The following is a 22,826-nucleotide window of genomic DNA, read 5'->3' as shown; positions in this document are numbered from 1 at the left end:
GTGAAAGGGTTAGCATCGGATGACTGAAAACTCACCGGTTCCAGCCCTTTCGGTGCACGAAAATTTTCGGCTCGACGACCGCATCCGCGGCGTGCCTCCCGGCACAACCGGGCTTGACAGCAGCCTTGTCGCGGCCGAGCGCTGGCATCCCGCGGATGGACGCATGGCGCTTCCGGTGCTGACCCTCGACGAGGCGGCCTTCTCCGCCAATCGCGACCTGTTCCTGCGCTATGCGCGCGAACACAATGTTGAGATCGCTCCGCATGCCAAGACGCCGATGGCGCCCGACCTTGCCCGGTCGCTGGTCGAGGCCGGCGCATGGGGCACGACGGTCGCCGACATCAGGCAAGCGACAGTGATGCTGAAGGCCGGCTTGACACGGCTGATCATCGCCAATGAGGTTGGCGGAGCCGGCGGCGCCAACCGGCTGGCCGTGCTTGCTGGTGCCTGGCCGGATGCCGAGCTCTATGTCTTTGCCGACTCGGTCGACGCCGTGAACGCGCTTTCCGAGGCTTGGCGCGCCAATGCGGCACTGCCGCCTTTGCATGTGCTGGTCGAACTTGGTGCGGGCAGGGCGGGCGCCCGCACCACCGCGCAAGCCGAGGCCATCGCCGATGCGATCACGGCTGCCGGCGGGCGGCTGCTGATCGCCGGCGTTGCGACCTATGAAGGGGCGGCGGCGCAACCCGAGCCCGGTCGCACCGATGAGGTGATATCCGGCCTGCTGGCAATGACCGCCGACATGTTCCTGCGGCTGCGTGCCCGCGTCGGCGGCGACGCACCGCTGATCGTCACAGCCGGCGGCTCCGCCTTCTTCGACCAGGTGGTCGCGGCGCTTGCACCCCTCGTTTCCAGCGACGGCAACGCAACGCTGGTGCTGCGCAGCGGCGCCATCTTCTTCCACGACCACGGCACCTATGACCGTTCGCTCGGCGCCCTCGATACCCGCAAGGGTTTTGCCATAGGCGGCATCAGCGCTTCGGCGCGGCATTCCTTTCGCCCTGCGCTACGCCTTTGGGCCGAAGTGCTGTCGCGTCCGGAGCCGGGCCTTGTCATCTGCGGCATGGGCATGCGCGACGTGTCGTTCGACCAGGGCTTTCCAACGCCGCTCACCGTCTTTCGTGCCTGCAAGCCGCTGCCGATGCCGGCGGCGCGCGCCGAGGTGGTCAAGCTCAACGACCAGCATTCCTTCCTGTCGATTGCACCCAGCGACGACGTGGCCGTCGGCGACGTCGTCGAATTCGGCATCTCGCATCCCTGCACCTGCCTCGACCGTTATCGCGTGATCTTCGGCGTCGACGCGACCGGCCACGTCCGCCACGCTTTCCCCACCTGGTTCGGCTGACCAGATCCCCCAAAAAGAGAACCTCGAAAGGATCCGATATGATCAAGTATTTTCAGTCCGGCTCGCGCATGTCGCAGGCAGTCGTCTATGGCGGCCTCGTTCACATAGCCGGCCAGGTGGCCAACGATCGCAAGGCCGGCATCGAAGGCCAGACCAGCGACGTGCTGGCCAAAGTCGAGGCGCTGCTGGTCGAGGCCGGCAGCAGCAAGTCGAAGCTGGTGGCGGTCAGCATCTTCCTGCCGCAGATCGGTGATTTCGAGGCCATGAACAGCATCTACGATGCCTGGATCGATCCTGCCCGCCTGCCGGCGCGGGCCTGCGTCGAGGCGCGCCTTGCCGACCCTGATCTGCGCATCGAAATCACCGCGGTCGCGGCGGTCTGACCATGCACACCGGCCTCGCCCACACGCTCGATTTCGACCGCGACGGCAAGACGCTCAGCCATCTAAGCATTCCGTTCTCGATCGATCGCTCGCCCTACTTTCAGGTCAAGGTGCCGATCTGCCTAATCCGCAACGGCGACGGCCCCACACTGCTTTTGATGGCCGGCAATCACGGCGACGAATATGAGGGCGAGCTGTCGCTGGCAAAACTGGTGCGCCGGCTCGATCCGAAGCGCATCAAGGGCCGCATCACCATCATGCCGATGGCCAACGCCCCTGCGGTGATGGCCGCCAAGCGCTGCTCGCCGCTCGACGGCGGCAATCTCAACCGAGCCTTTCCCGGCGATCCCTCGGGAACGCCGACAAGCCGGCTCGCCAATTTCCTTGAGACGGAGCTGTTCCCCCGTCACGACGTCGTCTTCGATATCCATTCGGGCGGCACGTCGATGGAGCATCTGCCGACCGCGCTGGTCGAACGCAACGCCGATCCCGAGCGCCACCGGCGTGGCGTCGAGCTGATGCGCAAGCTCGGCATGCCCTACGGCTTTATCGCTGATAACGGCCAGGCCTCGCCAACCTCGATGGGCGCAGCGCGCCGCGCCGGCGCCGTCGGCGTCAGCGGTGAGTTCGGCGGCGGTGGCACCGCAACGGTCGATTCGATGGCGATCACGGCCCGCGCACTCGACCGTCTGATGATAGCAATGGGTGTGGTCGGCGCGCCGGTTCTTGGCGCTGGCGAAAAGCCTTCAGCGCCGACAAGGCTGCTGTCCCTGTCCAGGCACAGCCAGGGCCTCTATGCCACCCGCCGCGGCTGGTTCGAGCCCGCCGCCAGGCTCGGCGACAGTGTCACTTCAGGACAATTGGCCGGCTGGTACCACGATCTCGAGCGGCTCGATGTTGCCGAGGAGGCCCTGCATTTCGCCGAAAGCGGCTTGGTGCTGTCGCGCCGGCTGCACACGATGTGTGAGGCGGGCGACTGCCTAATGCAGGTCGCAGAGCCGGTCGACGGCTGAGCCAAAGGCAGAGGATATTCCATGCAGCAACTGTCCATGTGGACCTATCCCTGGGACATCCAGGATCTCGGCCTGGAGACGGTCGAACGTGATCTTGTCGGGCGCGCCGGGCTCAACATGATCAGCCTGGCGACATCCTATCATGCCGGGCGCTTCCTGCAGCCGCGCAGTCCGCGCCGCAAGGCCTATTTCCCTGAGGACGGCACCATCTATTTCAAGCCGACCGCTGCGCGCTGGGGAAGTCTAGCCATCCAACCCAAGGTGGCTGACGTGATCACCGAGGGCGGCGATGTGCTCGGTCAGCTCATCCGCCGTCGCGACGCGGGCGGGCTAGGCGTTTCGTGCTGGACGGTCTGCCTGCACAACACCCGCCTGGGCATGCTGCATCCGCAGGCCGTCACCCGCAACGCCTTCGGCGACGCCAACTACTACAATCTCTGCCCGTCCCATCCCGATGCGCGCGCCTATGTCCGCGCGCTGATCGCCGACATCTCGCACAGCTATCGGCCGGACCGGATAGAACTTGAAAGCCCGTCCTTCATGGGCTTTGCCCATGAATACCATCACGAGAAGGACGGTGTCGGGCTGACGCCGGAAGACGATTTTCTTTTGTCTCTGTGCTTCTGTCCGTCCTGCGTCGCCCGTGCGGCAAAAGCCGGCATCGATGCCGAGGCGGCGCGTAAGCTCACCAGGCAATGGATCGTCGAGACCTGCGAGCGTGCGGTGCCTGAGCGGCGCTTTCCCGATTTCCCCGCCTGCGGCCTCGACGCCTTTGCGCCGTGGCCGGAGCTCCATGCCTATCTCTTGTGGCGATTCGAGCCAGTGACCAGCCTGGTCGCCGAACTGCGCGAGGTAGCCGATCCCACGACGCGGGTCGTCATTATCGATCTGAAAGACGGCTGGCTTGGCGGTTGCGATCTGGCAGCGCTGGGCAAGGTCTGCGACGGGGCGATCCTGTGCGCCTACGACATGCAGGCCGGCGATGTCGCCAGCCTGATGGCGGCCGGCCGTGTGGCACTGGGCGCGGACAAATTCCTCGGCGCCGGCTACCGGCTGTTCTATCCGGAAATGGCCCGCCCCGACATCCTCGCGGCCAAGGTGAAGCCGGCGCTGGCGCCCGGTGTGGACGGCGTCAATTTCTACAATTACGGCCTCATTCCAGCCGCGCGGCTCGACTGGATCCGCGCTGTTCGGCAGTCTTGAGCCAGCCGGCCAATGCTCGTGGCCACGAGGCGTTGAGGCCGGATTCGGGCGCGAGCGCTGCCGGGTTAATCAAATCAGCGAAACCTGAAGCCATCCATGGTGTAATCCGGGTAGGCGTCCATCGTGTCTAATAGGTCGAACAGGTCAGGTGTGTCCGCCAATATTCCTGACAGAACCAGCACCGTGGCCACGCCGGCAGCAAGTCCGCCGGCGATGTCGTGTTCGACGCTGTCGCCGACGCAGACCACAGTGCTGCGGTCTGGATTGCCTGCCACCGCTAGCGCAGCGCCGAATATAGTGGGGTAAGGCTTGCCGATACGCGTGACGCTACCACCGAGGTCCTCGTAGAGATCCGCCAGCCGGCCGGCGCCGAAGCGCGGCCCCACTGCCGTTAGCATGATCTTGTCAGGGTTGGTGCAAAAGCATGGCACCTGCCGCACCGCAGCCGGCGCAAGAAGCCGGCGATAGTGCTCAAGATCGTAGCGGTCGCCCTCGCTGGCCGAAATCAGCACCAGCCCGGCATCGTCACCGTCCTTGGTCAATGCGAACGGCAGACCTTCGATCGCCGAGCGGTCATCGTCGCGGCTTATCAACAGGCATTTCGTGTTTGGCAGTAGCTTTCCGGATACCGCCATGTCGTGGAAGAACTCCCACGCGACCTCGCCGGAAGAAACAAAATGGTCCCAGCTTCCCGGTTCGAAGCCGAGCTTTAGCAGCCGGCTCTCGTTGGGCCCCGCCCGCTTGCCGGAGTTCGAGATCAGCACAATGGTCTTGCCGGCGCGCTTCAGCGCCGACAGTGCTTCCACCGCCCCTGGATAGGGGCTGGTGCCGTCATGCAGCACGCCGAACTGATCGAGCAGGAAAACATCATAGCGCTCGGCCAGCTGGTTGACGCCGTTGAGGTGTTCGACTGTTTTCGCGCTCATAGAAGCCCCGCCGCGCTTGCGCCCGTCAGCGCCAGCCGCGCTGTGCCGGCGGCGGCTTCGTCCGAAAGTGCCGGCAGGAAATCAACACCAAGTCTGCGCTGCCGGATCGCCGTCCAGGCGGCATTCGCCGCACCGCCGCCGACGCTTCTGACCGACGTCAGCTGCGGAGCGCCGAGCTCGGCGAGCCTGTCATAGCCGAGCGCCTCGATCGCGGCGATACCCTCCAACATGGCTTTCAGATAGTCGGCGTCCTCCACCGGTCGCGGCACAAGACGCGGCGGCAGTGCCGGATCGGCGATCGGAAAGCGTTCGCCTGCAGTGGCAAGAGGATAGTAGTCGAGGCCGGTCTCGGTCATCGGGTCGATCGCCATGCTCAGCTCGACGATGCGCGCCAGAGGGAAATGCTGTGTCAGCACCTTGCCGCCGGAGTTCGATGCGCCGCCCGCCAGCCAGACATCTCCAAGCCGATGGCTGTAGATGCCGAAGCGTGGCGCCGAGATAGGCCGGTCGGACAGGATCTTGACGGTCAACGACGACCCCAGCGCGGTGACGCCGTCGCCTATTGCCGCGGCACCTGTCGCCAGGAACGAGGCGCAGCCATCGGTCGTTCCGGCGACGACGGCGATTTCGCGCGGTAAGCCGAACATATCCGCGGCATCCGCGGTGAGCTTGCCGACGACATCGCCCGGCCTGGCGATACCGGGCAGCAACTCCATGCGCATTTCGGTGGCCGCAATCCAGTCCGGCCAGCAGCGGGCCGTGATGTCGTAACCGGTTTTCAAGGCATTGTTCTCGTCGCTGACATCGAAGCGACCGGAGAATTGTCCCGCGATCCAGTCCGCCTGATGCAGCACCGCGGCAACACCGGGCGTGCGCTGGAACCAGAGCGCCTTGGCGAGACCGGACGTCGCCCCAAGTGCGGCACTGGTCGCTGGGGCTTCGCGAGCGATCGCGACCAGAATGGCGTTGTCGGCGACCGTATCGTTGTACATCAGCGGCTCGGCCAGCGGCCGCCCGGCGCCGTCGACCGGCAGCAACGTACCTGAAGTGCCGTCAACAGCGATCGACCGGACCGCTGTTCGGTCGATGCCCGAAAGCAGTTCCGCCAGCGCTGCGCCGACCGCTGACCACCACACTGCAGGGTCGCGGGCATTCCGGCCAAACAACTCGAGCGAAACGGCGGAACGCGCGGCAATGGAAAAATCTGGACGCATGGCGACCGCGCGCGCGCCGGACGTGCCGATGTCGATGCCTATGGCAAGCGGCGTGTCAGCGGCTGGCGGCATTGAGTTTCTGGCGATACTTCTCGGCGTCCCAGTTGACCAGTTCATCGTTCTCCGCGGCGGTGAGGTAGTTCAGCCGCGCTGCAATGTCGATGCGTGCCGTCACGTCGGCAAGGCAGCGTTGCATGGCGTCGGCGCCCGCACTGGCATCGCCGCGCATCAGCACGCCCAGCCCGGGAAACAGGATCGCCACGGGGTTTGCACCGCACCGCTCGATGACGCGCGGCACATCCTCACCGGGCTTTGCCACCACCGACCCCCGACCCAGAAAGATGACGTGATCGGGGTAGAGGCTGCCCCCGGACGCCATGCGGCGGCTTTCGGGATCGATGGCGACCGCGTGCGCCTCGATTTCCGCCGGCAGCCTGTAACCGGTTTTCCCGGCCAGCGCCGCCAATCCCGCAACATCCGGTTCCGCCACTTGGCGCGCCGGCCGCGCCAGAAGCAGCGTGACGCGGCGCAGCAGCACTTCGGCCTCGGCGACGGTATCGGCCGCGACGACCAGCCCGTGATTGGCAAGGATCAGCACGTCGACCCCAGCCTGAAGCCGCTCGGCAATACCCTGGGCAAGCGGCAGGCCTGGCCGGAAATAAGGAACATACGCCCATTTGAGACCATCAAGGCGTCTGGCGGCTTCCACCTCGCAATTGGCCTGTACCGCCAGCGAAATGGTTTCGACGCAATGGACATGCAGGACGACGCGCTGCGGCATCAGCGCGTGAACGGTGGTTTCAATCGAAGGGCGCAGGCGCCGGGCGTTGAGCGTCTCGATGGCGAAGATCTGCGGCTGGTCGGCGGCGCTGTCGCGCTGTTCGACAGCCCTGAGCAGCGGCGCCATGGCCACCGGCACCATGATATCTTCGGAGAGCGCATCCTTCAGCCATGTGCCGGAAGCCTTGATCCACAGCGTGTCGCCGGCTTTCAGCGAGGTGTTGCCGCCGGCGGCCTGGGTCAGGTTTGGGCTGCGCCCGATGCTGGCCGAAAGCGCCCGCAAGGCAGCCATTTCCTGCGCATCCGCATAGGTCGCCATGGCGCATTTCCTCTATCAGCCCCGCCAGCCTCGCAGCTTCGGATACCCGTCGTGGGATGTTGATGTGTATCGCAGATGCGAGCGACTTACGTCAATAGTGATCTAATGTCATCAAAAGTTCTTGCAATCGGAAAGATGTTGAGTAAGTTACGTCAAATGCCGTGGCAAAAACGGCTTCCGGGAGGAAAACGATTGAGCGACTCCGGCCGCCAGCGTCAGATCGTCGAGTTGCTGCGGGATCGTCCCTTCGCGTCGGTGCGCGAACTGCAGGAGCAGCTCGGCGTGTCGGCGGCGACGGTGCGGCGCGACATCGACAAGATCGACGAGGCCGGTGAAGCACGGAAGGTCTATGGCGGCATCTCGGCGCTCGACGGCGCTTCACAGGCGGGTGTTGCCTATGCCAGACCCTATGACGAGAACCGCGACCTCGCGGTCGAGGCCAAGCGGCAGATCGCCGCTCTCGCGGCCACGATGGTGCGCGACGGCGATGCGGTCATCGTGCATGGCGGTTCGACCTGCTTCCACCTTGGGGTCAAGCTGGCTGAGCGCAGCATCCGTCTCTATACCAATTCGATGCCGCTCGCGGCCTATCTGAGCGACCACGGCCATTGCAGCCTGACCGTTGCCGGCGGCGATCTGCATCGTGAGCCGGGCATCATCCATTCACCGACCCAGGCGGAGCCGTTCTACGCATCGAAGTTCTTTCTCGGCGCGCAAGGCCTTGGCCAGGAGGGCGTGCTGGAATCGCACCCGCTGCTGGTCCGCTCCATCGCCGATCTCAGCCTGTGTGCCGACCAGATCGTGGTGCTGGCCGACAGCCGCAAACTGTCGATCCACGCCCGTAACATCGCGCTGCCCTTGTCGCGCATCGGCACGCTGGTGACCGATGACGGCCTGTCCGACGTCGACGCGCGCATGCTGGAAGACGCGGGCGTCATGGTGCGCGTCGCCTCGGCTTCGGGAGCCATCCAGTGAAGATGGCCGTCCTCGATTTCGGCAAGACCAATTCGAAGCTGTTCGTCTTCGCTCAGGACGGGCGCATCGTCGACGAGCGCCGGACCCGGCCGAACTGGATGCGCAAAGATGGCTTCAGCGTGCTTGATGAGGCAGCACTTCACGATTGGGCGGTTCGCGCCGTAAGCGAGGCCGCCGACATCCATGGCGTAGAGGGCGTGATGGTGTCGGGCCATGGCTGCACCTTTGCCCTGGTCGACGAGGCGGCGCTGACGCATCCGATACTCGATTACGAGCAAGAGCCGCCGGCTGATATTGCCGCGCAAATTGATCGCCTCGTTCCGGATTTCACCGAGACCTTCTCGCCGCGATTGCCGCTCGGCTTCAACTACGGTCGCCACATGCTGTGGCTACAGGCGGTGCAACCCGGTGCATTCACGGCCGCGAAATCGATCCTCGGCTATCCACAATACTGGAGCTGGCGGTTTGGCGGCCGGGCGGTCTCGGAAGTGTCCTATCTCGGCTGCCACTCGCATTTATGGGCGCCGCGCAAGCGCGACTTCAGTTCGCTGGTCGACATTGAGGGCTGGCGCGACCGGATGCCCGCTTTCGAGCGGGCGGGCTCGGTTGTCGGCGAGCAACGCCTCGGCGATACGAAGCGGCGGATCGCCATCCACAATGGTGTCCATGACAGCAATGCCGCGCTCCATGCCTATCGCCGGCAGGAGCTTGGCCCGGTCACCGTCGTCTCGACCGGCACCTGGGTGGTCGTGCTTAATCCGGATTGCCTGCTCGACGCGCTCGATGGCCAGCGCGACATGCTGGTCAATGTCGATGTCGACGGCGGCCCTGTGCCGACCATCCGCTTTATGGGCGGGCGCGAATTCGCCACGATCAGCGACGGCTGGCAAGGCGCGATCGCGCCGGCGACAGTGCAGCGGGTGATCAACGCCGGCAGCATGGCGCTGCCGAGCTTCGCGCCGGGCGGCCCAATGCCCGGCCGCGCCGGCAAATTGGTCGGCCGCATGCCAAGCGCCGAGGAACGCGCAGCCGTGGCGCTGCTCTACGTCGCGCTGATGGTCGACCTCTGCCTCGACCAGATCCATTCGGACAACACCGTGATCGTCGATGGCGGACTGAACGCTGGCGGCCTGCTCGCCGGGCTAGTGGCGCAACTGCGTCCCAGCCAGGCCTTCCTGCAAGGGGCCACACTGGAGGGCAGCGCCACCGGGGCGGCGGCGCTGGCCTTCGAGACCGTCGGCCGCGAATTTGCCGCGGAAGTGCCGGAGCCCGTGCGTGCCGCAAGCTTCACCGGACTTGCCCGATATCGCGACACATGGCGTGGCCTCATCGGCGAGCAGGGCATCCCCCGCGCGGCAGCGGGAGGCGCACGGTGATTGTCGCTGCTCAGGCCGAAGTCACGCGCCAGCCAGTGCTGGAAATGCGGCACATCTCGAAGACGTTCGGGCCAGTCCGCGCCTTGCAGGACGTGTCGCTGACCGTCCATGCCGGCGAAGTCCATGCGCTGATGGGTGAAAACGGTGCTGGCAAGTCGACTTTGATGAAGGTGCTGTCCGGCGCCTATCGGCCTGATGCCGGCGGCGAGATACTGATCGACGGCGTGCCGGTCGCCACCGGCGACCCGATCAAGGCGCGGGCTCACGGCATTGCGGTTATCTATCAGGAACTGTCGCTGGCGCCCAACCTGACGGTCGCGCAGAACATCTTCCTCGGCAATGAGCCGAGGCGTTTCGGCATCGTCGACCGCGACCAATGCTACCGGCGCAGCAATGAGATCATCAAGCGTCTCGGCGTGTCCTTCTCCGCACGGGCTCAGGTTTCCAGCCTGTCGCTCGGCGAGCGTCAGCTGGTCGAAATCGCCCGCGCGCTTTCGACCAGCGCGCGCATCATCGTCATGGACGAGCCAACCACCTCGCTGACCTCGCGCGAGACCGACCGTCTCTTCGAGGTCATCGCGACGCTGAAGTCGCAAGGCATCGCCATCATCTACATCAGCCACCGCATGGAAGAGGTCTACCAGTTGGCCGACCGTGTCAGCGTGCTGCGCGACAGCGGCTATGTCGGCACACTCGAGCGTGCCGAGCTGAACGCCTCGCGCCTCGTCTCGATGATGGTTGGCCGCGACCTGTCCGCTTTTTACAGGAAGGATCATCGCCCGCCGGACAACAAGCGCGCGGTCGCCTTGTCGGTGCGCGGCATGGCGGACGGCAATCTCCTGAAGAACTGCTCCTTCGAACTGTACAAGGGCGAGGTGCTGGCTCTGGCTGGCCTTGTCGGCTCGGGCCGCACCGAACTCGCGCGACTGATCTTCGGTGCCGACAGACGCATCGCCGGCACGCTGGAACTCGACGGCAAGCCCGTAACCATCGGCTCGCCAAGCGAGGCACTGAATGCCGGCATCGCCTATCTCACCGAGGACCGCAAGGAGCTCGGCCTCTTTCTCGACATGTCGATCTCCGACAACATCAGCATGGGCGTGCTGGCCAGGGATGCGCGGCCCGGCGGCTTGCGCGATTTCAAAGCCGCCGAGAGACGTGCTGCCACTGCCGTTTCGGATCTCTCCATCCGCACCAGGTCGGTGCAGGCCAATGCCGGTTCGCTGTCGGGCGGCAACCAGCAGAAAGTGTTGCTTGCCCGCCTGCTCGAGACCGAGCCGCAAGTGGTCATCCTGGATGAACCGACGCGCGGCGTCGATGTCGGAGCGAAGTCGGAAATCTACCGGCTGATCGACAATCTCGCCAAAAAGGGCATCGCCATCCTGGTGATCTCCAGCGAACTGCCGGAGGTGATCGGCGTTGCCGACCGCGTGCTGGTAATGCGCGACGGCACGATTGCCGGCGAGGTTACGGCGTCCAAAGACCAGCCGCTGCGCCAGGAAGCAATCATGGAACTTGCAACGGGAGCGGCCAAGGGATGACCGACAAGGCGACCGAGATCAGTGGCCAGGTTGTCCGCAGGAGCCGGCGGTTGCGCACCGCCTTCGCCGCCCTTGGAATGCTGCCGATCCTGATCCTGCTGGCGGTCGGCTTTCAGTTGATGAACGCGCGCTTCTTCACCCAGACCAATTTGCTGATCGTCATGCAGCAATCGTCGATCAACATCGTGCTGGCAGCGGGCATGACCTTCGTCATCCTGACCGGCGGGATCGACCTGTCCGTTGGCTCGATACTTGCCGCCTCGGCGATGGTGGCGGTGATGGTGTCGCTGGTGCCTGATTGGGGACTGCTGGGCGTGCCGGCGGCCATTCTCGTCGGCCTCGGCTTCGGCGTCATCAACGGGCTGCTGATCGCCTATATCAGACTGCCGCCCTTCATCGTCACGCTGGGGTCGCTGACCGCTGTGCGCGGCGTCGCCCGCCTGCTCGGCCAGGACACCACGGTGTTCAACTCGGACCTGCCGTTCGACTTCATCGGCAACGGTACGCTGTTCGGCGTTCCCTGGCTGGTCATCATCGCCTTGTCGGTCGTGGTGCTGTCCTGGCTGGTGCTCAAGCGCACCGTGCTCGGCACCTGGATCTATGCCGTCGGCGGCAATGCCGAAGCGGCGCGGCTGACCGGCATCAAGGTGCCGCTGGTGCTGCTCTTTGTCTATGGCGTTTCCGGCCTGCTGGCCGGCCTTGGCGGCGCCATGTCAGCGGCCCGGCTTTATGCGGCCAACGGGCTGCAACTCGGCCAGTCCTACGAGTTGGATGCCATCGCCGCGGTCATTCTCGGCGGCACCAGCTTCGTCGGCGGCGTCGGCTCGATCTGGGGCACGCTGATCGGCGGCCTGATCATAGCGGTGCTCTCCAATGGGCTTATCTTGGCCGGTGTCTCGGACATCTGGCAGTACATCATCAAGGGATTGGTCATCATCGTGGCAGTCGCCCTCGACCGCTACAGGCTCCAGGCAGGAGCGAGAACGTGATTGACCTTGGTCGCCGGCGTAAACGACCGGTTTGTGTAACGCACCGTGAGAGGCGCGGGGCAATTGGAGGAAAGCAATGAAGACCATCGCTAAACTGCTCTGCGGCGTCGCACTCGCGGCTGCCGCCATCGCGCCCGCATCGGCCAAGGACCTCAACAAGGTCGGCATCTCGGTCGGCCTGCTCGGCAACCCCTTCTTCGTCGCCACCATCAAGGGCATCGAGGACGCGGCCAAGAAGATCAACCCGAAGGTCGAGGTGACGTCAGTGTCGGCCGACTACGACCTCAACAAGCAGGTCTCTCAGGTCGATTCCTTCATCGCCGCCGGCGTCGACGTCATCATGCTCAATGCGGTCGACGCCAAGGCGATCGGCCCGGCGGTGAAGAAGGCGCAAGCAGCGGGCATCGTCGTTGCCGCCTTCGACGTTTCGGCGCCAGGCGCCGACGTCACCGTCATGACCAACAACGTCAAGGCCGGCGAAGAGGCCTGCCAGTATCTGGTCGACCACACCGGCGGCAAGGGCGACTACGTTATCCTCAACGGCCCGGCGTCGTCGTCGATCCTGGAGCGGGTGAAGGGCTGCAAGGACGTCCTTGCAAAACACCCCGACATCAAGATCCTCTCCGACGACCAGAATGCCGAAGGCTCGCGCGACGGCGGCCTGAAGGTCTTCCAGTCGCTGCTCACCCGCTTCGACAAGATCGATGCGGTGTTTGCCATCAACGATCCGACGGCGATCGGCGCCCAGCTTGCGGCCAAGCAGCTCAATCGCTCGGAGTTCATCTTCACCGCAGTGGATGGCGCTCCCGATATCGAGAAGGAACTCGCTTCCGGCACCTCGTTGATCAAGGCCTCGGCTTCGCAGGATCCCTACGTGATGGCTGGCCAGTCGCTGACGATGGCGGCTGAGCTGCTTGCCGGCAAGAAGCCGGCGGAGCCGACCGTGCTGCTCGACCCGAAGCTGATCACGGCCGAGAACCTGAAAGACTACAAGGGCTGGACCGCAGCCCGCTAAGCCTCCCAAGGCCGATGCGGCCGGGGCAACCCGGCCGCATCTCAATTCCAGAAACGGGAGACGATCATGTCGCGCATCGGTATTCATTCCTTCGTCTGGTCGGCGAGCTCGGCGCAAGGCGACCTCGAACGCACGCTGGCCAACACCAGAGAGGCCGGCTTCGACCTGATCGAGTTCTCCTATCTTGACCCGGCCAATGTCGACGTTGGCGGGTTGGCCAGGCGCATCGCCGACCTCAAGCTCGGCGTCGCGATCAGCATCGGCCTGCCGGCCGACGGCGACATTTCGAGTGCCGACAAGGCGGTTGCCGCGCGCGGCGTCGAGATCCTCAACGAGACGATCGCGCTCACCCGCGATCTCGGCGGCCAGAAGATTGGCGGCATCCTCAGCACCAGCCACGGCTTGCAGACGCAGGCGCCGACGCGCGATCAGTGGAACCGCAGCGCGGGGACACTTGCGAAGGTTGCGGAGACGGCCAAGGCCGCCGGCGTCACGCTCAATCTGGAGATCGTCAACCGCTTCGAAAGCAATCTGCTCAACACCGCTTCACAAGGCCTGGCCTTCATCGCGGACACCGGCTCCGACAACATCTTCCTGCATCTCGATACCTTCCACATGAACATCGAGGAGGCCGATGTCGGACTGGCTATCCGCCATGCCGCTGACAAGATCGGCTATGTCCATATCGGCGAGAGCCATCGCGGTTTCCTCGGCACCGGCAATATCGACTTTGCCGCCATCTTCGATGCGCTGACCGCAATCGGCTATAGGGACGACCTCAGCTTTGAATCCTTCTCGTCGAAGATCGTCGACGAGAACCTCTCACGGAAGACCGCGATCTGGCGCAATCTGTGGGCCGACAATATGGAACTGGCCCGGCATGCGCGCGCCTTCATCTCAATCGGGCTGGAGACGGCGCAGCGCAAGGCAGAGCTTGTCGCATCGAGACATCGTCCTTAGCAGGAGCGCGCTGCCAAAGCGCCAATGTTGTCGTTCATCCGGCCCGCGCGTTACGTGCAAGGAATCGACGTCGGAGGCGCTGAGTGTGGCGGAGGCAGTCGAGCGGGGTGACGCTGACGAGAGCTTTCTGATTTTGGCTCACGAAACGCAATAAAATCAACATCTTCATACGCCCTCCGGGGCCATCCGATCTCCATACTGGACGGGGATGACGTTTGACACAGCGCGGCGGAAGGAAGCAGGATGGCTGATAGAGTCGACATCGCATAATGATGTCACTATATAGCGGCGGCTTCGACCGTGTAGCTGTGGCTGTGTACCACGAAGCAGCAGAAAATGTGTTACGCGTTGTGATCCCTATTGTGATACAAATCGGCCGTCGACAGCAGGAAAAGATCGTAAGAACAACAGCATAGAGCCGAAGCCGATCCCGGCCAACGTACCACTCTATCAAACAATCAGAACGTGCTCATTGAACCCTTCCCTTCATTCGGCTCTTCGGACCTCCGACAAGATCAACTTGCCGGGCGAAGCCGACTCGGTTCGAATGGCAGCATGCATCCTTTACCGGGTGCGGACGTTTACGGTTACCAACCGGCATAGCCGCCAGGGAAAAGCAGTATGAGTGAACATGCGATCGAGTTCTTGCGCGGATGGATCGGTGAAAAGGTCCACTGCCAGCACTCGCCGGTAAAGATCGAGAAGCAGGCCGAGACCCTCGCCAAGGAGTGCGCGGCCAAGGCCGCTGAGGTCGGCATTCCGCTGGAAGATATCCAGGAAGAAGTCGGCGACATCCAGGAACTGATCGCATCGCGGCTCGAAGAGGCGGCCGAGGCCGACCAGAGCAACGCGGCCAAGCCGTGACGCAACAGGCCTGGCGCCGCCAGGCCTTGTCCTCTATCCAAATCGATCTTTCAGCCAGGCCTTCGGCAGCGCCGGCACGAAATTGCCGTCGCGTCCGCTCATATCCTCATTGGCGACCATTGCATTGAGAATCGCCTCCTCTACGCCTTGCGCCACCGCATCGAAGAACGGATCGATATCGACGTCCGGGATGTAAGCGACGTTTGCGGTTCGTCCCGATGGTGCAAGTGCTGCTTGCGGATTGGCGGTGGTGAAGGCCAGAAAAATGTCGCCCGAACTGTGGTAGCCGAAGCCGCCTGTCATGGCGATGCCGAGCGGCACGCGCTTTGCCAGCCGCTTCATCTGGTGCGGCAGAAATGGCGCATCGGTGGCGACGATGGCGATGATCGAGCCCTTTTCGGCACGCGGCGTGCCTTCGCGCATCGCCGGCTCTACCAGATCAGGCCCGACGCGGGCGCCGCGCAGTGTGAAATTGCGCCGCTTGCCGAAATTCGCCTGCACGAATACGCCGACCGTATGCCTGATGCCCTGCCACTCGACGATGCGCGATGCCGTGCCCGAGCCGGCCTTGAAGCCAAAGGCAATCATGCCGGTGCCGCCGCCGACACTGCCTTCCTCGATCGCTCCACCGGCGGCACCGTCGAGCGCGGCTTCGACATCTTCGAAGCCGACGTGATGACCGTTGATGTCGTTGAGGAAACCATCATAGGTCTCCGCCGCAACCGGCAGGCCCCAGCCGCTGTCGAGCGCCGGCGGCAGCACGCGTTGCATCCAACGCAGCGTGCCGTCGCGGGTAACGCCGCAGGAATGCGTGTTGGTGATCGTGACCGGCAGGTTGAAGGCGCCGACTTCCTCGATAATGTGCGACCCCGTCAACTCGCCATTGCCGTTCTGGCTGAAGACACCGGCAAACACCGGCGTGGCGAGCTCAGCCAACGGCCGCGGCAGGATGGCGGTGACGCCGGTGCGCACCGGCCCCGTGCCAACCTCGAGCAGACCCTCGCCGGAAATCAGCGTCGCATAGCCGACCGATACGCCGGGCACATCGGTGATGGCGTTGAAGCCGCCCGGCGTGCCCTCGAAGGCAATGCCGAAAGCACGGGCGCGCGGCTTGCCCGCCGGCGTTTGAAGATGCGGGTCATGTCCGGTCATGCGGTCCTCTAAAAAAGCGAGCCCTGATTGCCCGGTTCTTTCGGTTTGCTGGCCGCCGGCTTTGCGGCGGGTTTGCTGGCGGGCGGCGTGGCCGCTGGTTTGGCAACGGCCTGCACCCGCTCGGCGTCGCCGGTCGCGACCGCATTTACGATGCCGTCGGCGAACTCCAGCTGCAGGCCAGCGCCCGGCGTCACATCAACTGCCAGTTTGATCACCGCGCCGTCGGCATCCTTGACCAGCGCGAAGCCGCGGGCCAGCACAGCCTTGTGCGACAGCGTTGCCATCAGCCTCTCGGATTGGACAATGCGGCCGCGCAGTCGCTCCAGCCTGAGCAGTACCGCTTGCGTGCCGCGTCTCGTCAAAGCTGTCAGCAGATCCCTCTGCACGGTTTGCCGCCGTGCCGTTGGCTCGATCGTAATGCGGCCTTGCAGCAAAGCCAGTTGCTGCCTGTGCCGTTGCAGGGATGCTTTTGCGCATTTTGGCAGTTGATCCGCTGCGCGATTGAGTTCCGCGCGCCGGGCTCTCGCCAATGCGCGCAGCGCCCCCTGGGCGCGCAAAAGGTTGCGGTCGTTGGTTCGTCGCGCCTCGGCAATCCGCCGCGACAGCGTTGCCGGAGTGAGCTTCACGGCGAAGAACCGAGCTCGCTTTCTTTCGGTGGAGACCATCAGCCCCCGGCTAAGCCGGCTGGCCGCCTCGTCCAGCCGCCGTCGCGGCAGCGCCAGCAACTGGTCGGGTGAGGGCAGTGCCCGGGCCGCCGCACGCGAGGCCTGCCGCTTGCGTTCGAAATTGCGCAAGGTGGCTGCTTTGAGACGTGCGCCAAGACTGGCTAGTGTCGCTTCGAGGTCCGCTTTCACCGGCACCGCGATCTCCGCCGCACCTGTCGGCGTCGGTGCGCGCATGTCGGCGACGAGGTCGATCAAGGTCCAGTCGGTCTCGTGCCCGACGGCCGAAATCACCGGAATGCGCGAGGCGGCGACGGCGCGCGCCAGCCCTTCATCGTTGAACCCCCAGAGGTCCTCGAGGCTGCCGCCGCCGCGCGCCACGATCAGAAGGTCGGGCTGGGCAATCGCGCCATCCCAGGCCAGCGCGTTGAAGCCGTTGACGGCGGCCGTCACTTCCGCCCCCGCCGTCTCGCCCTGGACTCTTACCGGCCAGACCAGCACATGCAGAGGAAAGCGGTCCTTGATGCGATGGATGATGTCACGGATCACCGATCCGGTCGGCGAGGTGACGACGCCGATGGTGCGCGGCATGAACGGCAGCCGCCGCTTGCGGCCGGCATCGAAAAGTCCTTCGGCCTGCAGTCGCCGCTTGCGCTCTTCCAAAAGCGCCATCAGCGCCCCGGCGCCGGCGGGTTCTAGATTGTCGATGACGATCTGGTAGTTGGATTTGCCGGGATAGGTGGTGAGTTTGCCGGTGGCGATCACCTCCATCCCCTCTTCGGGACGGAATTTCAGCCGGCTCATCGTGCCTTTCCAGACCACGGCATCGAGCCGCGCGCGGTCGTCCTTCAGGGTGAAATAGGCATGGCCGGAAGAGTGCGGCCCGCGATAGCCGGAAATTTCGCCGCGCACCCGCACATGGCCGAAGACATCCTCGACCGTGCGCTTCAGCGCGCCGGAAATCTCGCTCACCGTGTATTCGGTGGCATTGGTTCGTGATTCGGATTCTGCGTCGCTCATCGGCCGATTGAGCGGCTGTTGTCGCTCCGCGTCAAGATTCCATAACTTGATCTTAAGCCTGGCCTGATTGACTCTGGGCCAAGGAGGACGCATGAGCGCCCGCAAACAACGCAGCCCGTTGACGTTCCAGGTCACCCTGACGGTGCTGACGCTTGCCGTTTTTGCACTGGCCATCGTTGTCGGCTTCGGCCTTTACGCCACCATGCAGGCCGACCGGGTCTCGCTCGAGCGGGAGAAGGTTTTCCTTGCCAACGGCCTGCAGGACCAGATCGCCGCGGTAAAGCGCGAGCAGGAAAGCGTCGCCGTCTGGGATGATTCCGTTATAAACGCCAAGGCCGGCAACCAGACCTGGATGGCCGAGAATTTCAGCGTCTGGATGTACTCGTATTACGGCCACAACCGGGTCTATGTGCTGGACAACGCCAACCGGCCGGTCCACGCCATGCGCGAAGGCAAGGTCGTGTCGCCTGCCGTCTTTGGCGAGGACGAACCCGCTTTGCGGCCGACCATCGCCAGGTTGCGCCAGATGATGAGCAAGGACGCAAGCCAGGCCGGCGCAAAATTCGTTGCCGACGATCTGGTCTCGCTTGGCGGTCAGCCTGCCATACTCAGCGTCATGCCTCTGGTGCCGAGTTCGGATCGCGTCACCCAGGCATCCGGCAGCGAATATCTGCATGTCTCCATAGTGTTCATCAACGACGCGGTGATCGGCAAGATCGCGCAGAAATATCTGCTGGCGGGGGCGCATCTCCTGCCGATGGCTCAGCCGCTTGGCTCGGCTGCCATTCCGCTTATCGACAAACAGGGTGTCATCCTCGGCTATATTGCCTGGGACCAGGAACGGCCCGGCCTGACGCTGGTGGGCAAGGCCAGCCCGGCCCTGGCTCTGGCCGCGCTGGTTGCGGCGAGCGTGCTCGCCTTTCTGCTCCGGCGTCTGCGCCGTGCGTCATCGGCGCTGCAGACCAGCCAGGCCCAGGCGCAATATCTCGCCTTTCACGACACGCTCACCGGCCTGCCCAACCGGGCACTGTTCGAGGACAGGCTGCGGCGTGCCTTGCTTACCTCCGGCAATGAAAGCAAGGTCGCGCTGCTTTATCTCGATCTAGATCGCTTCAAGCATGTCAACGACACGCTTGGTCACCCGGCAGGCGACGAACTCGTGCGCCAGACGGCGGCCAGGCTTCAGCATACGGTTCGCGACGTCGACACGGTGGCAAGACTGGGTGGCGACGAATTCGCGGTGATCCTGATCGATGTCCGCGACGTAAGGAACGCCGAGGATATTTCCGAGAGGGTGCTGCAGAAACTGCAGGAGCCGTTCAAGCTGATGGACGATCAGGTCTTTATCAGCGCCAGCATCGGCATAGCCTTGTCGACAGGCCCTGATGCCGACGCAGACGATCTGCTGCGCAAGGCCGACATCGCGCTCTACGAAGCCAAGAAGAACGGCCGTGGCCGCTACCAGGTCTTCGCCGGCGACATGGACGACCTTTTGCTGCGCAAGCGCAAGGTCGAGAGCGAGCTGCGCAGCGCGCTGAATGGCGGCACCGGTATCAAGCTCGCCTACCAGCCGGTCTTTGCCAGCGACGGCAAGACCATTGTCGGCGCCGAGGCGCTGATCCGCTGGGCGCATGAGGTCCATGGCGCACTGCCGGCGGCGCAGTTCATCGCCATCGCCGAGGAACGCGGCATGATCGGGCAGCTCGGCGCATGGGCCCTGCTGGAAGCCTGCCGCTTCGCCGTGAAGACCAAACTGCCGTGGCTCGCCGTCAATGTCTCGCCGCTGCAATTGCGCGACGCCGGCTTTGCCGAAGAGGTTGCCTCGATCCTCGCCGAAACCGGACTGGCGCCGAAGCGCCTGCAGCTCGAAATCACCGAAAACGTTCTCCTGGAAAACAACGACACCACCAGAGCGGCTCTGGCAGCCTTGCGCCAGTCGGGCGTCGGCATTGTGCTCGACGATTTCGGCACCGGCTATTCGTCGCTGAGCTATCTGCGCCGCCATGCCATCGACAAGCTCAAGATCGACCGCTCCTTCGTGCGGCTTCTCGACGGCGACGGCAATTCGGGCGCCATCGTCAAGGCGCTGATCGATCTCGCCGGCGCGCTCAAGGTCGAGGTCACCGCCGAGGGCGTAGAGACCGAGGTGCAAAAGGCGCTGCTGGTCGCCATGGGCTGCCAGCAGCTGCAGGGCTACCTCTTGTCGCCGCCGCTGGAGCCGGCGCAATTGGTGGCGCTGCCCGGCCTGTCGTCGGCCAACGCAACGACGGAGGCGGCAGCGTCGGCCTGATCGTTCCTACCAGCCAGGCAGGATCTGGTTCGGCTTGCTCCGCTTCATCTTGGCGAAGGCGAGCGAGGCGAAATCGAAGCTTCCCGTTTCTTCGCCGAGCGGCACGGAAATATTGTCGAGGCTTTCCGAGATGTGTCGGGCCAGAGCGTCGACGATTTCGGGACGCGAGGTCTGGCCGCGCATGATGCCGATGCGGCAGTCGGGCAGGGCGCCAAAACCGTCGGCTTCGCCCAGCACTCGCATGCCGGGCCGCAGCGCGCATTCCGGCAGCACCGAGATCGCCAGCCCCGACAGCACCGCGGCGGTGATGACGGTGGCCGAGAAGCTGGTGAACAGGATTCGATAGTCGCGGTTTTGCCGGTCGAGCACATCGACGGCGGCGCGCCGCCAGATGCAGTTCGGCCGGCCGAAGGCCATCGGCAGCACTTCCTGTTCGTGCGTGGCATGGTTGGCCGAGGTCACCCATAGCAGCGGCTCGCGCCGCACCACTTCCGACTGGCCGCGCGTATCGTTGTGCGTCACCAGCGCAAGATCGAGATTGCCGCGCTTGATATGCTCGACCAAGCCTGGCGTAGGCTCGCAGATGACGGTCAGTTCGACGCGCGGGTTTGACCGTGTGAAGCGTGCCATGATTTCGGGCAGGAACCGGTCGGCATAGTCGTCGGGGGTGCCGATGCGGATGGTGCCTTCGAGCCGCTGGTCATCGAAGGCGGCCAGCGTTTCGCGGTTGAGATAGAGCAGGCGGCGCGCGTAGGAGAGCAGCTTGTCGCCTTCCTCGGTCAGCCTGTTGGTGCGGCCGTCCTTTTCGAACAGCGGCTTGCCGATCCGCTCTTCCAGCCGGCGCATCTGCATCGACACCGCCGATTGCGTGCGCAGCACTTCCTCGGCCGCGCGGGTAAAGCTGCCGGTATCGGCAATCGAGATGAAGGTCTGCAACTGGTCGAGATCGAGTGGCGCTTTCATCGGTCCAATCCATCAGTAGCGTTGATGCTAAAGATTAGAAACATTCGTTGGATTAATCAATCGGTGCGTGGCAAATTCACATTGTCCACATGAAGGCATGTGAATCGAGACCGGAACGGCCGCTGTCCCCAGCGCCGATCGCCTGGTCTTGTCCAGTTCGAGTCTGAAGGAGACCGACATGACCACGTTTGATTTCGCCACCGCGACCTCGCGCATCACCTCGCGTCCGGCCGTTGCGACGCGCGTGGCCAACACCCTTCTCAATGCCTACCAGGCCTGGAAAAATCGCCGGGCCTTCTATCGCCTCGGCGAGATGTCGGACGCCGAACTCGCCGATATCGGCCTGACGCGCGCGGATCTCCATGTCGCCATCGATGTGCCGTTCGGCGCCGATCCGACCGTGAAGCTGCGTGCGATTGCGAGCGATCGCGCCGATACAATCGAAGATCTCGCCCGCCAGATAGCGTGATATCGGGCGCATTGTTTCGGTTGCCGTGAACCTTTCTCAGGCTCGCTACGACCAACGAGTATAGCAGGCTCCCCACTCCCTGCCGGTTCCCCGCCGGCCAGCCTGCACACTGGCCCGGTCCTCCTCCAGGACCGGGCTTTTCTTTTAAAGCTCCGTCGTCATCGTGCGGTCTGCGCCGCGTCGCTTCGTTCCTTGCTCCGAAGCCGCGAAGGTCAGCGCCCAACTACCGCCAACTACCGCCGGTCCATGTCCCGCTTGAACTGGTCGAAGATCGTTTCCACGCCCTTCTGATAGTCGTCGCGCTGCTGGGCGCCGGTCTCGAACATCTTGCCGAAAATATCGTCGAACGGATTGCGTGGCCTGCCGCTCGGATTGGCCTGCGGTTGCGGCGCCTGGCGCTCCTGCGGTGCCTGTCGCGGCTGGGGTGCTTGCGGCTGCTGCGGCGCCGGCTGCCCACCGGGCAGGCCGAAGCCGCCACCACCGCCTTGCCGCATCATCTCTTCAAAAATCTTGCCCAGCGGGTTGTCGCCGTAAGGGCTCTGCGTCTGTTGCGGCTGTGTTGGCTGCTGCGGCCGGCCCTGCGGTTGCTGTGCCGCGCCACCGCCGAACATATCCTGCAGCACCTTGCCCAGCGGATTGTCGCCATATGGGTTGGGCGCCTGTTGCGGCTGGCTTTGCGGCTGTTGGGCGCCGCCGCCGAACATGTCCTGCAGCACTTTGCCCAGCGGGTTCTCACCGTAAGGATTGGGTGCTGGCTGCGGCGCAGGCTGTGCCCCGCCGCCCGCCTGCCGCATCATCTGTTCGATGATCTCGCCGAGCGGATTGCTGCCGCCGCCGCCGAAGCCACCGGCGGCCTGCATCTGACCCCCGGTCAACTGGTTTGTCGTCTGCTTGAACAATCCGCCCATCACCATCGAAGCGATGGCCGGCAGCATCTGCTGCAGGATCTGCTGGCTGACGCCGGTCGCCTGCGCGGCCTGGCTGGCCACCGCGCGCGACAGCTCCTTCGAGCCGAACAGATGACCCAGAATGCCATTGCCCTCATTGACGCCTTGCGGTGAGAAAGCCCTGGTCGCGTCCTCGAAGTATTTGGCGTGCTGGCCGCTCGCCATCGCCGTCATGAAGGCGCCTAGCCCATAGGGATCGGCGGTGTTGCGTTGCAGCCCTTGCGAGAAGGCCGGCAGCAGAGCGGCGACAGCCGCCTGCGTCTGCTGCATGGAAAGCCCGTACTGCTGGGCAAGCGCCTGCATGCCGTTGCCGTTCTGCGCCTGCGCCAATATGTCGAACAAGGTAGGCATCGGTTTCTCCTCCGGGAAATCCTCGAGGGAGAACCTAGTTCGTTTCGATGTTCGATTGAAGCGGCTTTT

20 protein-coding genes are annotated in these 22,826 nt (G+C 64.3%); 13 read left to right on the top strand and 7 right to left on the bottom strand.

Translation table 11 applies throughout. The features are described 5' to 3' along the window. Positions 1 to 19 precede the first annotated feature (19 nt). From NLY42_RS31020 to NLY42_RS31005, 4 genes are read left to right on the top strand one after another with little or no spacing between them, the layout of a single operon-like run. Positions 20 to 1,345, top strand: coding sequence for an alanine racemase (locus NLY42_RS31020; protein WP_031244433.1), 1,326 nt, complete (start codon positions 20 to 22; stop codon positions 1,343 to 1,345). Between the two features lie 38 nt (positions 1,346 to 1,383). Further along, positions 1,384 to 1,728 carry a RidA family protein gene (locus tag NLY42_RS31015; RefSeq protein WP_023753900.1) on the top strand — a complete coding sequence of 115 codons (345 nt, stop codon included), beginning with the start codon at positions 1,384 to 1,386 and terminating at the stop codon, positions 1,726 to 1,728. A 2-nt stretch (positions 1,729 to 1,730) separates the two neighbouring features. Next, on the top strand, positions 1,731 to 2,741 hold the full coding sequence (locus NLY42_RS31010; protein ID WP_023753901.1) for a succinylglutamate desuccinylase/aspartoacylase family protein: 1,011 nt from the start codon (positions 1,731 to 1,733) through the stop codon (positions 2,739 to 2,741). A gap of 21 nt (positions 2,742 to 2,762) precedes the next feature. Beyond that, positions 2,763 to 3,944 carry a hypothetical protein gene (locus tag NLY42_RS31005; RefSeq protein ID WP_031196700.1) on the top strand — a complete coding sequence of 394 codons (1,182 nt, stop codon included), beginning with the start codon at positions 2,763 to 2,765 and terminating at the stop codon, positions 3,942 to 3,944. A gap of 74 nt (positions 3,945 to 4,018) precedes the next feature. Here NLY42_RS31005 and NLY42_RS31000 read toward each other — a convergent pair whose 3' ends face one another. Genes NLY42_RS31000 through NLY42_RS30990 form a run of 3 tightly spaced genes read right to left on the bottom strand, consistent with a single transcriptional unit; the run spans position 4,019 to position 7,183 of the window. Then, on the bottom strand, positions 4,019 to 4,870 hold the full coding sequence (locus NLY42_RS31000) for a TIGR01459 family HAD-type hydrolase (RefSeq protein WP_023753903.1): 852 nt from the start codon (positions 4,868 to 4,870) through the stop codon (positions 4,019 to 4,021). Continuing rightward, entirely contained in the window at positions 4,867 to 6,156 is a 1,290-nt protein-coding gene (locus tag NLY42_RS30995) for an FGGY-family carbohydrate kinase (protein ID WP_031196702.1), read from the bottom strand. The genes NLY42_RS31000 and NLY42_RS30995 overlap by 4 nt, the downstream gene beginning before the upstream one ends. Beyond that, entirely contained in the window at positions 6,140 to 7,183 is a 1,044-nt protein-coding gene (locus NLY42_RS30990) for a class II aldolase/adducin family protein (RefSeq protein WP_023738259.1), read from the bottom strand. Before NLY42_RS30990 ends, NLY42_RS30995 begins: the two co-directional genes overlap by 17 nt. A gap of 192 nt (positions 7,184 to 7,375) precedes the next feature. Between NLY42_RS30990 and NLY42_RS30985 the strand changes: the two genes are divergently transcribed. From NLY42_RS30985 to NLY42_RS30955, 7 genes are all read left to right on the top strand, one after another. Then, positions 7,376 to 8,158 (top strand): DeoR/GlpR family DNA-binding transcription regulator, encoded by a 783-nt coding sequence (locus NLY42_RS30985; RefSeq protein ID WP_023686810.1) that lies wholly within the window; start codon positions 7,376 to 7,378, stop codon positions 8,156 to 8,158. Then, on the top strand, positions 8,155 to 9,534 hold the full coding sequence (locus NLY42_RS30980; protein ID WP_023695088.1) for an FGGY-family carbohydrate kinase: 1,380 nt from the start codon (positions 8,155 to 8,157) through the stop codon (positions 9,532 to 9,534). Before NLY42_RS30985 ends, NLY42_RS30980 begins: the two co-directional genes overlap by 4 nt. Positions 9,535 to 9,578: 44 nt before the next feature. After that, positions 9,579 to 11,075 carry a sugar ABC transporter ATP-binding protein gene (locus NLY42_RS30975; protein ID WP_050591085.1) on the top strand — a complete coding sequence of 499 codons (1,497 nt, stop codon included), beginning with the start codon at positions 9,579 to 9,581 and terminating at the stop codon, positions 11,073 to 11,075. Further along, positions 11,072 to 12,064 (top strand): ABC transporter permease subunit, encoded by a 993-nt coding sequence (locus NLY42_RS30970; protein ID WP_023753906.1) that lies wholly within the window; start codon positions 11,072 to 11,074, stop codon positions 12,062 to 12,064. The genes NLY42_RS30975 and NLY42_RS30970 overlap by 4 nt, the downstream gene beginning before the upstream one ends. 76 nt (positions 12,065 to 12,140) lie before the next feature. After that, on the top strand, positions 12,141 to 13,079 hold the full coding sequence (locus NLY42_RS30965; RefSeq protein ID WP_023753907.1) for an ABC transporter substrate-binding protein: 939 nt from the start codon (positions 12,141 to 12,143) through the stop codon (positions 13,077 to 13,079). A 66-nt stretch (positions 13,080 to 13,145) separates the two neighbouring features. Beyond that, positions 13,146 to 14,039 carry a sugar phosphate isomerase/epimerase family protein gene (locus NLY42_RS30960; protein ID WP_023681847.1) on the top strand — a complete coding sequence of 298 codons (894 nt, stop codon included), beginning with the start codon at positions 13,146 to 13,148 and terminating at the stop codon, positions 14,037 to 14,039. A gap of 621 nt (positions 14,040 to 14,660) precedes the next feature. Continuing rightward, positions 14,661 to 14,903, top strand: a complete 243-nt coding sequence (locus NLY42_RS30955; RefSeq protein WP_023670565.1) for a DUF768 domain-containing protein — start codon at positions 14,661 to 14,663, stop codon at positions 14,901 to 14,903. 33 nt (positions 14,904 to 14,936) lie between these two features. Here the strand turns inward: NLY42_RS30955 and NLY42_RS30950 are convergent, their stop codons facing one another. Further along, positions 14,937 to 16,055, bottom strand: coding sequence for a DmpA family aminopeptidase (locus NLY42_RS30950; protein ID WP_023715632.1), 1,119 nt, complete (start codon positions 16,053 to 16,055; stop codon positions 14,937 to 14,939). Between the two features lie 8 nt (positions 16,056 to 16,063). Beyond that, entirely contained in the window at positions 16,064 to 17,737 is a 1,674-nt protein-coding gene (gene xseA / locus NLY42_RS30945) for an exodeoxyribonuclease VII large subunit (RefSeq protein WP_023715633.1), read from the bottom strand. A 91-nt stretch (positions 17,738 to 17,828) separates the two neighbouring features. Here xseA and NLY42_RS30940 point away from each other — a divergent pair, with 91 nt between their 5' ends. Continuing rightward, positions 17,829 to 20,027, top strand: coding sequence for a bifunctional diguanylate cyclase/phosphodiesterase (locus tag NLY42_RS30940; RefSeq protein WP_050591079.1), 2,199 nt, complete (start codon positions 17,829 to 17,831; stop codon positions 20,025 to 20,027). 6 nt (positions 20,028 to 20,033) lie between these two features. Here the strand turns inward: NLY42_RS30940 and NLY42_RS30935 are convergent, their stop codons facing one another. Beyond that, positions 20,034 to 20,990 (bottom strand): LysR substrate-binding domain-containing protein, encoded by a 957-nt coding sequence (locus NLY42_RS30935; RefSeq protein ID WP_023695095.1) that lies wholly within the window; start codon positions 20,988 to 20,990, stop codon positions 20,034 to 20,036. A 178-nt stretch (positions 20,991 to 21,168) separates the two neighbouring features. On the opposite strand from NLY42_RS30935, the gene NLY42_RS30930 reads away from it, so the two are divergent. Then, positions 21,169 to 21,459 carry a DUF1127 domain-containing protein gene (locus NLY42_RS30930; protein ID WP_023753909.1) on the top strand — a complete coding sequence of 97 codons (291 nt, stop codon included), beginning with the start codon at positions 21,169 to 21,171 and terminating at the stop codon, positions 21,457 to 21,459. 233 nt (positions 21,460 to 21,692) lie between these two features. Here NLY42_RS30930 and NLY42_RS30925 read toward each other — a convergent pair whose 3' ends face one another. Next, positions 21,693 to 22,757, bottom strand: a complete 1,065-nt coding sequence (locus tag NLY42_RS30925; RefSeq protein WP_023753910.1) for a DUF937 domain-containing protein — start codon at positions 22,755 to 22,757, stop codon at positions 21,693 to 21,695. Positions 22,758 to 22,826 lie beyond the last annotated feature (69 nt).

Source organism: Mesorhizobium sp. C372A (genome assembly GCF_030323245.1).
GTDB lineage: Bacteria > Pseudomonadota > Alphaproteobacteria > Rhizobiales > Rhizobiaceae > Mesorhizobium.
This window is presented reverse-complemented; position numbering and strand designations above follow the sequence as displayed.